At 71.4% G+C, this 13129-nt stretch carries 7 protein-coding genes and 1 tRNA gene; 7 read left to right on the forward strand and 1 reads right to left on the reverse strand.

All coding sequences use genetic code 11. From position 1 onward, the window contains the following. Positions 1 to 112: 112 nt before the first annotated feature. The 7 genes from AN215_RS13900 (at position 113) to AN215_RS13930 (ending at position 12193) form a co-directional block, all read left to right on the forward strand. On the forward strand, positions 113 to 673 hold the full coding sequence (locus tag AN215_RS13900; protein WP_070009389.1) for a small secreted protein: 561 nt from the start codon (positions 113 to 115) through the stop codon (positions 671 to 673). A gap of 75 nt (positions 674 to 748) precedes the next feature. Beyond that, positions 749 to 2314, forward strand: coding sequence for a DUF7059 domain-containing protein (locus tag AN215_RS13905; protein WP_070009390.1), 1566 nt, complete (start codon positions 749 to 751; stop codon positions 2312 to 2314). 312 nt (positions 2315 to 2626) lie between these two features. Then, positions 2627 to 5542, forward strand: a complete 2916-nt coding sequence (topA, locus tag AN215_RS13910; protein WP_070009573.1) for a type I DNA topoisomerase — start codon at positions 2627 to 2629, stop codon at positions 5540 to 5542. 69 nt (positions 5543 to 5611) lie between these two features. Further along, entirely contained in the window at positions 5612 to 8641 is a 3030-nt protein-coding gene (gene tmk / locus AN215_RS13915) for a dTMP kinase (RefSeq protein WP_070009391.1), read from the forward strand. Between the two features lie 303 nt (positions 8642 to 8944). Next, entirely contained in the window at positions 8945 to 10162 is a 1218-nt protein-coding gene (locus AN215_RS13920) for a DNA polymerase III subunit delta' (protein ID WP_070009392.1), read from the forward strand. Between the two features lie 238 nt (positions 10163 to 10400). Beyond that, positions 10401 to 12002: an alpha/beta hydrolase gene (locus AN215_RS13925; protein ID WP_070009393.1), complete on the forward strand. Its 1602-nt coding sequence runs from the start codon at positions 10401 to 10403 to the stop codon at positions 12000 to 12002. Between the two features lie 117 nt (positions 12003 to 12119). Beyond that, positions 12120 to 12193 (forward strand) — tRNA-Thr (locus tag AN215_RS13930). Positions 12194 to 12408: 215 nt separating this feature from the next. On the opposite strand, the gene AN215_RS13935 is transcribed toward AN215_RS13930, so the two are convergent. Further along, positions 12409 to 13129 (reverse strand): tetratricopeptide repeat protein (locus AN215_RS13935; protein WP_139140743.1); only part of this gene is annotated, 721 nt, incomplete at its 5' end.

Below are 13129 nucleotides of genomic sequence, written 5' to 3' on the forward strand. Positions count from 1 at the left end.
GCAGGGTGACTCAAATGGCTACAATGCGCTGCAAATGCCCAGCCCGACTCGCCGCCGCCGACCCCTGGGCGTGTATGTTCCGGGCCGAACAGCCACGGAAGGGACCGATCCGGTGAACAAGAAACTTGCGGCCGCACTCTCCGGGAGCGCGGCGATCGCGCTCACGCTGACCGGTTGCAGCGACGACAGCGGCGCGAAGGCCGACGAGTGGGCCAAGCAGGTCTGCGACCAGGTCCAGCCTCAGGTGAAGAAGATCCAGGAGGCCAACACGTCGATCAACGACGCGTCCAAGGAGAAGAACTCCTCGGAGGACGTGAAGAAGACCGACGCCGCGGCCTTCGAGAAGATCTCCGGCGCCTACAAGTCCCTCGGCGACGCGGTCGACGAGGCGGGCCCGCCGCCCGTCGACAACGGGGAACAGCTGCACTCCGACGCGGTCAAGGAACTGCGCGGCATCTCGGCCAAGTACGGCCAGCTGCGCAAGACGGTCGACGGCCTGGACACCAAGGACCAGGCGAAGTTCGCCGAGGGCCTCCAGGGCATCGCCACCCAGCTCGACACCCTCGGCAAGAGCGGTGACAAGGCCCTGAGCAAGCTGCAGTCCGGCGACGTCGGCAAGGCGATGGCCAACCAGAAGGGCTGCAAGCGCCCCGGGAACCCGCCGAGCGTGTAGGTCCTGCCGAGCAGGGAGGCGTTCCCCGCCTCCCGGGCGGTCCATACCGGCACCCCGGGACGTCACAATGGGTGCGTGAGTACGAGCGAGCGCCTTCCGTCAGCAGACCCCGACCGCACCGTCAGGCTCAGGGAGGCGTTGCGCGCCGCGGACTTCACCGCCGACGGTCTTCTCGACCTCCTCGGCGGTCCCGCGTACGCCGCCCTCGCACGGAGCGAGAACGTTCCGGCCCTGCGTGCGACCCGCGGCACGAGCCCCCTGGAGACGCTCGTCCGGCTCTTCCTGCTTCAGCGGGATGTCCCGCGTGAGCAGGCGCGGGGCGCGCTGCCCCTCGACGACGCGCTGCAGGACGGCTGGCTGGTGCCCGCGGAGGACGCCGGCGGCGGCGAGGGCCCGGTGCCCACGGAACCGTCGGTGCGCGCGACCGTGGACGTACGGCCCTACGGCGGGCCCGAGGGCCAGGACTGGTGGATCGTCGCCGACCTCGGATGCGCCGTCGGCGGTGCGGCGGGCGCAGGGACGACGGAGGGCACGCACGGCAGGGACGTCGTCCTCGGTGTCGGCGGTGCCTCGACGACGCTGGCCGGCATCACCGTACGTACGCCCGTCGGGCGCGCCCTCGACATCGGCACCGGCTCCGGGCTGCAGGCGCTGCACGCCGCGCAGCATGCCACCCGGGTCACCGCGACCGACATCAACCCCCGCGCGGTCACAGCCGCCGGGCTCACGCTGATGCTCTCCGGGGCGTCCGGGGTGGACCTGCGGGAGGGGGCCCTCTTCGAACCCGTCGCGGGCGACGAGCCGTACGACCTCATCGTCTCCAACCCGCCCTTCGTGATCTCGCCGGGTGCGCGGCTGACGTACAGGGACGGCGGCATGGCGGGTGACGACCTGTGCCGCACCCTCGTGGAGCGGTCGGCGGACCGGCTGGCGCACGGCGGCTACTGCCAGCTGCTCGCCAACTGGGAGCACGCGCACGGCGAGGACTGGCGCGAGCGGTTGCGGTCCTGGGTGCCTCCCGGCTGCGACGCGTGGATCGTGCAGCGCGAGGTGCAGGACGTCACGCAGTACGCGGAGCTGTGGTTGCGGGATGCCGGGGACCACCGTGCGGAAGAGGCCGAGTACGCGGCCCGGTACGGGGAATGGCTGGACGAGTTCGAGCGCAGGGGCACGAGCGCGGTCGGGTTCGGATGGATCACGCTGCGCAAGAGCGGTGCCGAGGAGCCGGGAATCACGGTGGAGGAGTGGCCGCATCCCGTTCAGCAGCCCTTGGGTGACGAGGTGGTTCAGCATTTCGAGCGTCAGGACTTCCTGCGCGCGACCGACGACGCCGCCCTCCTTGACTGCCACTTCCGGCTGGCCGACGGCGTCGTTCAGGAGCAGGTCGGTGCGCCCGGCGCGGAGGACCCGGAGCATGTGGTGCTGCGTCAGCAGCACGGGATGCGGCGTGCCACGAAGGTGGACACGGTGGGCGCCGGCTTCGCGGGAGTGTGCGACGGGTCGCTGCCCGCCTGGCGGATCCTCGACGCCATCGCGCAGCTGGTGGGGGAGGACCCGGTGATGCTGCGCGACCGCACGCCGGGGGCGATCCGGCTGCTGGTGGAACAGGGCTTCCTGCTGCCCGTGGAGCCGGCGGGGTAGAAGGAGCCGGAAGGGCTGGAGAGCCCGGAGGGGCCGAAGGGGCCTCCGAGGCTGGAGGGGTCGGAGAAGCCGCCGGAATCGCACACTCCGCACAGTCAGTGATCGTATTTTCGGCGTGAATTCGCTCATCAAAGGTGGTCCGCCGTTGTCCTAGGCGTGAGGATCGGGCGGTATCGGGCGGCAGGACCGGCGGATGTCGGGTTACCGTTCGAGTTGCGTTGCGGAGTTTTCCCGTTTGACACGTAGCCGGGATGTACCGTCACACTCCGCAGCGAACCGATGCCGTACGCCGACCGGAGAGAAGAGCAGAAGTTGTCCCCGACCAGCGAGCCCGCAAACGGCGGGCGCCGACTCGTCATCGTCGAGTCGCCCGCCAAGGCCAAAACGATCAAGGGGTATCTCGGCCCCGGCTATGTGGTCGAGGCCAGCGTGGGGCATGTCCGGGACCTTCCGAACGGCGCCGCGGAGGTCCCCGCGAAGTACAAGGGCGAGTCCTGGGCGCGGCTCGGTGTGAACGTCAATCACGACTTCGAGCCGCTGTACGTGGTGAACACGGACAAGAAGGAACAGGTCAAGAAGCTCAAGCAGCTTCTCGCCGAATCCGACGAACTCCTGCTCGCCACCGATGAGGACCGCGAGGGCGAGGCCATCGCCTGGCATCTGCGCGAGGTCCTCAAGCCCAAGGTGCCGGTGCGCCGGATGGTCTTCCACGAGATCACGCAGGACGCCATCCAGGACGCGGTGCGCAATCCGCGCGACCTGAACCAGCGCCTCGTCGACGCCCAGGAGACGCGTCGCATCCTCGACCGGCTCTACGGCTACGAGGTCTCGCCCGTGCTGTGGAAGAAGGTCATGCCGCGGCTCTCGGCGGGCCGCGTGCAGTCCGTGGCGACGAGGCTGGTCGTCGAGCGTGAGCGCGAGCGCATGGCGTTCCGCTCCGCCGAGTACTGGGACCTGACGGCCACCTTCGCCACGGGGCAGGGCCATCGCCAGGCCGGCGCCGGTGACCCGGGCACGTTCGGCGCGAGGCTCAACACCGTCGACGGCCGGCGCGTGGCCCAGGGGCGTGACTTCGGCGCGGACGGACAGCTGAAGAACCCGGACCAGGTGCTGCATCTGGACGAGGAGAACGCCCGAGCCCTCGCCTCCGCCCTCGCGGAGACGCGCTTCTCGGTGCGTTCCGTCGAATCCAAGCCGTACCGCCGCTCGCCGTACGCCCCGTTCCGTACGACCACGCTCCAGCAGGAGGCGAGCCGCAAGCTCGGCTTCGGGGCGAAGATGACGATGCAGGTGGCGCAGAAGCTGTATGAGAACGGCTTCATCACCTATATGCGTACGGACTCCACCACGCTCTCCGAGACCGCGGTGAGCGCCGCCCGTGCGCAGGTCACGCAGCTCTACGGCGCCGAATACCTGCCTGAGCGGCCACGGGTCTACACGGGCAAGGTCAAGAACGCCCAGGAGGCGCACGAGGCGATCCGCCCCTCCGGCGACCGCTTCCGCACGCCTGCCGAAACCGGCCTGACGGGCGAGCAGTTCAGGCTCTACGAGCTGATCTGGAAGCGGACCGTCGCCTCGCAGATGAAGGACGCCACCGGGCAGTCGGTGACCGTACGGGTCGGCGGACAGGCCAGTGACGGGCGGGACGCCGAGTTCACCGCGACCGGCAAGATCATCACCTTCCACGGCTTCCTCAAGGCGTACGTCGAGGGCTCCGACGACCCGAACGCCGAGCTGGACGACCGTGAGCGCCGCCTCCCGCACGTCACCGAGGGCGACCCGCTCACCGCCGAGGAGCTGTCGGTCGACGGCCACGCGACCAAGCCCCCGGCGCGCTACACCGAGGCCACGCTCGTGAAGGAGCTGGAGGAGCGGGAGATCGGCCGCCCCTCCACGTACGCCTCGATCATCAGCACCATCCTCGACCGGCGCTACGTCTTCAAGAAGGGGACGGCCCTGGTGCCCTCCTTCCTGAGCTTCGCCGTGGTGGGGCTGCTGGAGAAGCACTTCGGCCGGCTCGTCGACTACGACTTCACGGCCAAGATGGAGGACGACCTCGACCGCATCGCGGCGGGCAGCGCCGCCTCAGTGCCGTGGCTGCGCCGCTTCTACTTCGGCGAGGACGGCCAGGCGGGCGGTGCCCCGGGCTCCGCGGCCGACTCCGGCAACGGCGACGGCGACCACCTGGGTGGTCTCAAAGAGCTCGTCTCCGACCTGGGCGCGATCGACGCCAAGGGCGTCTCGTCCTTCCCCGTCGGTGAGGGCATCACGCTGCGCGTCGGGCGCTACGGCCCGTACGTCGAGGGCCCGCCGCCCTCCCCGGACGAGCCCGGCCAGCGCGCCGACGTCCCCGACGACCTGCCCCCGGACGAGCTGACCGTCGAGCTGGCCAAGGAACTGCTGGCCAAGCCCAGCGGCGACTTCGAGCTGGGCACCGACCCGGAGACCGGCCGCCCGGTCGTGGCGCGGGACGGCAGGTACGGCCCGTACGTGACGGAGGTGCTCCCCGAGGGCACGCCGAAGACGGGCAAGAACGCCGTCAAGCCGCGCACCGCCTCGCTGCTGAAGTCGATGTCGCTGGACACGATCACGCTCGCGGAGGCGCTCAAGCTGCTTTCGCTGCCGCGGGTGGTGGGCACCGACCCCGAGTCGGGCGAGGAGATCACCGCGCAGAACGGCAGGTACGGGCCGTACATGAAGCGCGGCACCGACTCCCGTTCGCTGGAGACCGAGGAGCAGATCTTCACGATCGACCTCGACCAGGCCCTCGCGATCTACGCGCAGCCCAAGCAGCGCGGCCGTGCCGCGGCCAAGCCGCCGCTGAAGGAGCTGGGCACCGACCCGCAGAGCGAGCGTCCCGTCGTCGTCAAGGACGGCCGTTTCGGCCCGTACGTGACCGACGGCGAGACGAACGCGACGCTGCGCCGTGACGACGACCCGGAGACCATCACGGCCGAGCGCGGGTTCGAACTGCTCGCGGACAAGCGGGCGAAGGGCCCGGCGAAGAAGGCCACGAAGAAGAAGGCGACAAAGAAGAAGGCCACGGCCAAGAAGTCCGCCGCGAAGACGACCACGGCCAAGAGCACGGCCGCCAGGACGACCGCGAAGAAGACGGCCGCGAAGAAGACCACGACGAAGAAGGCAGCCGCGAAGACGGCGGCGTCGAAGAAGGCAGCCTCCGGGGGATCCGGCGGGTCCGGCACCGCCGGGGGGTCCACCGGGGCGTAAGGCGCTGGTCCCGCCCGTTTGTTCGGGCTGGGGCACGCGGCTTCCACGGCTCCCTATACCCTGACCGCCATGACGCGAGCAGATCAGCCAATGGGCGTACCCCCCACCTCCGACGCCCCGGACGACGCACTCGCCGCGGAGTCCCGCGAGCGCGCCGTGGGCGCGCTGTTGCGGTTCGGCCCCCTCCGGCGCCTGTGGAGCGCCCACTTGACCAGCGGGATCGGCGACGCGCTCGCCCTGCTGGTGCTGTTGCTGCTTGCCCTGCAGGCGGCGACCGTACGGGCAACGGGCGCCGACGCCGTCTTCGGCGGCGGCTACCGGGGCATCGCCCTGGTCATCACGGCGGTCTTCGGCGCGCGGCTGCTGGCCACGCTCCTCTTCGGCGCCGTGCTGCTCGGACCGCTGTCGGCGCTGCTGGCCCCCGGCAAGGGCGTGCTCGACCGGCGCTGGACCATGTTCACGGCCGACGCGCTGCGTGCACTCGCCCTCATCGTCGCGCCGATGTGGATCGACTGGATGACGGCCGACGCCTTCGCGCTCGTCCTGATCACGGTCTTCGTGCTCGGAGTCGCCGAACGCTTCTGGACCGTCGCCAAGGACAGCGCTGCTCCGGCGCTGCTGCCCGCGCCGCCGCCCGAGGGCGCCGCCGTGCGTCCGCTCCCGGACCGGCAGGACGCGCTGCGGCGGCTCTGGCTGCGCAGCACCTTCCTGGCGCTGCCGGTCGCCGCCATCGGACTGGTCGTGGTCACGCTCGTCAGCAACGCGCTCGGCTCGGCGTTCGACTGGTTCGACAGCCACCAGGCCGCGCTGGGCTCGTATGTGGCGGCCGGTCTGTTCGCCGCCGCGCTCTCCGTCGTGTACTTCCTGGAGCTGCCGGACGGCGGAACTCCCCGCCCGCGCTCACCACTTGAGGGCCTGCGCCGTCCCAGGGGCAGTTCGGGCTCCGGCGACGGCAAGGGCCGTACCGGCGCCGTCCCGCTGCTGGTGCTCGCCGGCTCCGCCACGGCCTGGGCCATCGCCTCCGCCGCCGCGCTCGCAGCGCTGCACGCCGCCGACCTCGGTGGCGGCCCCATCGGCTTCGGGCTGCAGGTCTTCGCCCTCGCCGGCGGTACGGCCGCGGGCATCCGCCTCGGGCCCCGTACGCTTCCGCTGCTCTCGCGGCGCCGCCTGCTCGCCCTCGCCATAGGCGTCGCCGGGCTGGCCCTGCTCGTCGCCGGTCTGGTGACGGACGCCACCACGGGCCTCGTGCTGATGCTGATCGCGGGCATGTCCTCGGGCGTCGCGGCACAGGCCGGCCACGTCCTGCTCGACCAGGAGACCGAGGACGCACAGCGCTCCCGCATGACGGAGCATCTGCAGGCCGTCGTCCGCATCGCGATCGCGCTCGGGGCCCTGATCGCGCCCGTGGCGGCCGGGTTCATCGGCCCGCACCGTGTGATCGCCGGCGACTTCGTCTTCGACCACGGTGGAGCCGCGTTCACGCTCATGCTCGTCGGGGCGCTGCTGCTGCCCGTCGCGGCCCTCGTGCTCGGACGTACGGACGACCGCCAGGGCGTCACGCTCCGCCGCGACCTCCTCGACGCCCTCGGCGGCGGCCACCCCAAGGAGGCCCCCGCCGGCAACGGCTTCTTCATCGCCCTGGAGGGCGGCGACGGCTCCGGCAAGACCACGCAGGTCGAGACGCTGGCCGAGTGGATCAGGGGGAAGGGCCACGAGGTCGTCGTCACGAAGGAGCCCGGTGCCACGCCCGTCGGCAAGCGGCTCCGCTCGATACTGCTCGACGTCTCCTCGGCCGGGCTCTCCCACCGCTCGGAGGCCCTGCTGTACGCCGCCGACCGTGCGGAGCACGTCGACACGGTCGTCCGTCCCGCGCTGGAGCGCGGCGCCATCGTCATCTCCGACCGCTACATCGACTCCTCGGTCGCCTACCAGGGCGCCGGCCGCGACCTGTCGCCGACCGAGATCGCCCGCATCTCGCGCTGGGCGACCGCCGGGCTGGTGCCGCACCTGACGGTGCTGCTCGACATCGCGCCCGGCACGGCGCGCGAGCGGTTCACCGAGGCGCCGGACAGGCTGGAGTCGGAGCCCCCGGAGTTCCACGACAAGGTGCGCTCCGGCTTCCTCACGCTGGCCGCCGCGGACCCGGCGCGCTATCTCGTCGTCGACGCCGCACAGGAGCCGGAGGCGGTCACGACGGCCGTACGCCACCGTCTCGACCAGGTGCTTCCGCTGTCCGACGCGGAGATCAAGGCCCGGGAGGACGCCCGTAAGGCCGCCGAGGAGGAGGCCCGCCGCAAGGCCGAGGAAGAGGCCGCGCGAAAGGCGGAGGAGGAGCGCCAGGAGCGCGAACGCCAGGAGCAGATGGCCCGGCTGCGGGCGGAGGAGGAAGAGCGCAAGAAGCGCGCCGCGGAGCTGGAGCGGCAGCAGGCCGAGGCACGTCGTGCGGAGGAGGCCCGGCAGCGGGCCGAGGAGGCACGGCGGATCGCCGAGGAGGAGCGGCAACGGCGCGACGCCGAGGAGCGCGCACGCGAGGAGGAGATCGCCCGGCAGCGGCGCCTCGCCGAGGAGGAGGCCCGGCTGCGCGCGCAGGCCGAGGAGCGTCGCCTGGAGAAGCAGCGCCGGGCGGAAGAGGCGCTTCAGCGGGCCGAGCAGTCCCGTAACCGCAGGAGCGGCTCGAACCCGGACGGCTCGGACGGGGACACCGCCAAACTGCCCCAGCCCGATGAGCAGGAGAGCGGCGGCGACGCGGAATCCGACGCCGAGCGTACGCACGTCATGCCGCGGGCCCGTCCGGGGGCTGGTTCCGGGCGGTCGCAGCAGGAGGAGTCGCGGCGGGAGGAGTCGCAGCAGGACGAGGCGACGACGATGCTGCCGCGGGTGCCCGCGGAGGAGCAGGAGCAGAACCGGGTCCGGGAGCGGCAGGACCGTACCCGCGAGATCCCCCAGGTCGACCCGGAGACGGGCCGTACCGCCCGGCCTCGTCCGGAGTGGGCGGAGGAGACACCGCTCGACGATGTGCCCTCCCTGGCGGACGAGTTGCTGGGCGCCGGCGAGGACGACGACGAGGAGCAGGGCCGCAAGCGGCGCCGCGGCAAGTGAACCGGGGCGGGGTCGGGTGCGGCGGCCCTGCGGTCGGCGGCACAGCGGAGCGGCCCGCGGCACAGCGGGGCGGCACGCGGTCTTGGGCCCGCGCCTTGGCGCGTGTCCCGTGCGCGTGTCCTGACTGTCGGTGCCGTGGACCACAATGGTCCGTGGACGGGCGGCCCGCGTGACGCGGGCTGCGAGGCGCGGTGCCTGCACGTGCGGGGTGCCGCTCCAGCGCTCGGCCCGCGGCGTACGGCATGCGGCGCGCGGGCTCGGACGCGGCGGACGCCGAAGCCGTGAGAAAGGGGGCGGGCAGCGATGCCGGTGTGGGACGAAGTGGTCGGCCAGGAGAAGGTGACGGCCCAGCTGAGCGCCGCCGCCCGCGACGCCGACGCCTACGTCACCGCCGAGGCCGCGGGGAAGGGCACAGCGGCCCTGTCCGGTTCGGCGATGACTCACGCGTGGCTCTTCACCGGGCCGCCGGGTTCCGGGCGTTCCACGGCGGCGCGCGCCTTCGCCGCCGCGCTCCAGTGCGTCAGCCCGGACCGCGCGCTGGGCGGTGCTCCCGGCTGCGGCTTCTGCGACGGCTGCCACACGGCGATGGTGGGCACACACGCCGACGTCGAAGTGATCCGCACCGACCTGCTCACCATCGGCGTCAAGGAGACCCGTGAGCAGGTGCGCAGGGCGCAGATGTCACCGGCGGGCGGCCGCTGGCAGGTGATCGTGATGGAGGACGCCGACCGCCTGACCGAGGGTGCGGGCAATGTGCTGCTCAAGGCCGTCGAAGAGCCCGCGCCCCGTACCGTCTGGCTGCTCTGCGCGCCCTCGACGGAGGACGTGCTGCCCACGATCCGCTCCCGTTGCCGCCATCTCGCCCTGCGCACACCGCCGGTGGACGCCGTCGCCGACCTGCTGATGCGGCGGGACGGGATCGAGCCGGACATGGCGGCGTACGCGGCACGCGCCACCCAGGGCCACATCGGCCGGGCCCGCCGCCTCGCCGTCGACGAGCGCGCCCGCAGGCGCAGGTCGGCGGTGCTGACACTCCCGCAGCGGGTCTCGGACGTCGGCGGCGCGCTCCGTGCCGCACAGGAGCTGATCGACGCGGCGGCCGAGGACGCGAAGGAGGTCGCCGAGGAGCACGACGAACGGGAGACGGAGGAGTTGCGCACAGCGCTCGGCGCGTCCGAGGGCAAGGGCAGCCGGCTTCCGCGCGGCACCGCCGGGGCGATGAAGGAGCTCCAGGACAGGCAGAAACGGCGTGCCACCCGTACACAGCGCGACTCCCTGGACCTCGCGCTCAGCGACCTCACCGGGTTCTACCGGGACGTACTGGCACGGCAGTTCGGCTCCGGCGTCGCCCCGGCGAACGAGGATGCGGCGGACGCGGTGGCGCGGCTCGCCGCCGATTCCGGCCCGGAGCAGACGCTGCGGCGCATCGAGGCCGTCCTGGAGTGCCGAGGGGCGCTCGACCGCAACGTTGCTCCGCTGCTCGCGGTCGAGGCGATGACGATGACGTTGCGTGCGGGCTGAGCGCGGGAACCGGTCGGCGGAGTACTGAACGCGGCAGGCGGCGGGCGGCGGGCGACGGGCGACGGGCGCACCGAGGCGGCAGCCACCGGTGGGCTGACTGCCCCGCCCCCTCACCCGTATGAGGAGCGGCACCTTGCGGGGGAACATCTGTGGTAGCCGTGCCGGATACGCTCCACCTCAACTGCCGTGCCACACCTGCCGGCTGTCCGGTCCGGCGCGAACAACCGAGGGATGGTCCATGCACATGAGGCGACCCGCCAGCACCACACTCGCCGTACTCGCGACGGCCGCACTGCTGACGATGTCCGGCTGCTCGTCCAGCTCGGACGGAGCGGACGAACCGGAGGGCGCCCCCTCCTCGGCCAGCAGCGACCGCGCGGCGGGCCGCACCGGAGCCGAACCTCTCAAGCCGCTGCCGAGCGCCGTGCCGGCCGACCTCAAGCGGTACTACGAACAGAAGCTCTCCTGGCGCGACTGCGGAAGCGACGGATTCCAGTGCGCCAAGATGAAGGCACCGCTGGACTACGACGACCCGGACCCCGCCAAGGACGTCGAACTCGCCGTCGCCCGCAAGAAGGCCTCGGGCAAGGGCAAACCCATCGGCTCACTGCTCGTCAACCCGGGAGGCCCCGGCGGTTCCGCCGTCGACTACGTACAGCAGGCCGCCGCCGTCGGCTATCCGCCCCCGGTGCGGCGCGCATACGATCTCGTCGGCCTCGATCCGCGCGGCGTCGCCCGCAGCGAGCCCGTGCGGTGCCTGACCGACAAGCAGATGGACAGCTACACGCAGACCGACCAGACCCCGGACGACCAGCGGGAGAACGCCGAGCTCGTCAGCGCGTACAAGAAGTTCGCGGAGGGCTGCGAGAAGCGCGCCGGCGACCTGCTCGGTCACCTCTCCACCGTCGAGGCGGCACGCGACATGGACGTGCTGCGCGCGCTGCTCGGCGACAAGAAGCTCAACTACGTCGGCGCCTCGTACGGCACCTACCTCGGCGCCTTCTACGCCGGCCTCTATCCGCAACGCTCCGGCAGGCTCGTGCTCGACGGCGCGATGGACCCGTCACTGTCGATGCTGAGGCTCAACCGCGACCAGACCGGTGGCTTCGAGACCGCCTTCAAGGCCTTCGCCAAGGACTGCATCGGCAGGTCCGACTGCCCCCTCGGCAAGAAGAGCACCAAGGACGCGGGCAGCCGGCTCAGCGCCTTCTTCGAGAAGACCGACGCCAAGCCGCTGCCCACCGGCGAGACGCGCGAGCTCACCGAGTCCCAGGCCACGACGGGCGTCATCCGGGCCATGTACGACGAGAGCTCCTGGCCGCAGCTGCGTGACGCCCTGACGACGGCGATGGACGGCAACGGCGCCGACCTGCTGGCCCTCGCCGACGAGTACTACGAGCGCGGCCCGGACGGCCACTACGGCAACATCATGTTCGCCAACCCCGCGGTCAACTGCCTCGATCTCCCGGCCGCCTTCTCCTCGCCGGAGGAGGCCAAGAAGGCCGTGCCCTCCTTCGAGAAGACCTCGCCGGTCTTCGGCCGCGGCTTCGCGTGGGCCGCCCTCAACTGCGCCTACTGGCCCGAGAAGGCGACCGGCAAGCCCCGCAGCATCGACGCGAAGGGAGCCGACCCGATCCTCGTCATCGGCACCACGCGCGACCCGGCCACTCCGTACGCCTGGGCACAGGGCCTGGCGGGGCAGCTCGACTCGGCCCGGCTGCTGACGTACGAGGGCGACGGGCACACCGCGTACCTGCGCGGCGGGGCGTGCATCAACGACACGGTCGACAGGTATCTGCTCAGGGGCGAGGCGCCGAAGCAGGACAAGAAGTGCTCGTAGGGCCCCTCGGCCGGGCCCTCAGCCAGGGCCCGGCCCGGCCCTTTACCCCGTACGGACCATCGCCGGAACGTGTGTAGACTTGTCCGCGCTGCGCCCGCAGGCCGGGCGCCGCGGTCGGCCGCCTTAGCTCAGTTGGCCAGAGCGACGCACTCGTAATGCGTAGGTCGGGGGTTCGACTCCCCCAGGCGGCTCGCAGGTCAGAGGCCCCTTCCGGAGACGGGAGGGGCCTTTTTGATCTTGCTTGCTAATTTGGCTGCTAATTCGAGGCTCAGCCACGGCTCCCCAGGCGTCTCGCTGGGGCCTTCCCGTTGCCTTGATCGACTGGCGGCAACGGTCACGGAGCGTAGCTCAGGTCGGCTGGGCACCGCCCGTTGGATCTGAGCCGACGATCTCTAGCTCACAGGCTCTATCGCGCACGGTCTTTGAAAGCGGCGGCGAGATACATGCGGCTGGTCAAAGTGCGGGGATGAGTGTCACCCAGGACCTCAGCGAGAGCCGTTGCAAACAGGGGGATTGCGCGCTCCAGGTCCTCCGCCCGGCAGTAAGCGCCTGCGAGATTGATGCGGCTGGTCAAAGTGTCGGGGTGAGTGTCACCCAGGACCTGCTCACACTGAGCGAGCGTGATCTCGAACAGGGGGGTGGCGCGCTCCAGGTCCCCCGCCGCTTGGTAGACGCTAGCGAGATCGCGGCGGCTGCGCAGGGTGTCGGGGTGAGTGTCACCCAGGACCCGTTCGCGCTGAGCAAGAGTCGTCTCGTGCAGGGGGATGGCGCGTTCCAGGTTCTCCGCCTGGCAGTAAGCGCCTGCGAGATTGTTGCGGCTGGTCATAGTGTCGGGGTGAGTGTCACCCAGGACCTGCTCACACTGAGCGAGTGTGGCCTCCAGCAGGGGGATGGCGCGCTCCGGGTCCCCCGCCGAGCGGTAAGCGCTGGCGAGATTGTTGCGGTTGGTCAGAGTGCGGGGGTGAGTGTCACCCAGGACCTGCTCACACTGAGCGAGTGTGGCCTCCAGCAGGGGGATGGCGCGTTCCAGGTTCTCCGCCTGGCAGTAAGCGCCTGCGAGATTGTTGCGGCTGGTCATAGTGTCGGGGTGAGTGTCACCCAGGACCTGCTCACACTGAGCGAGTGTG

Origin of the sequence: Streptomyces abyssalis, assembly GCF_001751365.1 — a bacterium.
GTDB classification, from domain to species: domain Bacteria; phylum Actinomycetota; class Actinomycetes; order Streptomycetales; family Streptomycetaceae; genus Streptomyces; species Streptomyces abyssalis.

Excerpts from the sequence above, each read along its gene's own strand:
- tmk (WP_070009391.1), top strand. The coding sequence starts at position 5,612 with ATGACGCGAGCAGATCAGCCAATGGGCGTACCCCCCACCTCCGACGCC.
- AN215_RS13920 (WP_070009392.1), top strand. The coding sequence starts at position 8,945 with ATGCCGGTGTGGGACGAAGTGGTCGGCCAGGAGAAGGTGACGGCCCAG.
- AN215_RS13925 (WP_070009393.1), top strand. The coding sequence starts at position 10,401 with ATGCACATGAGGCGACCCGCCAGCACCACACTCGCCGTACTCGCGACG.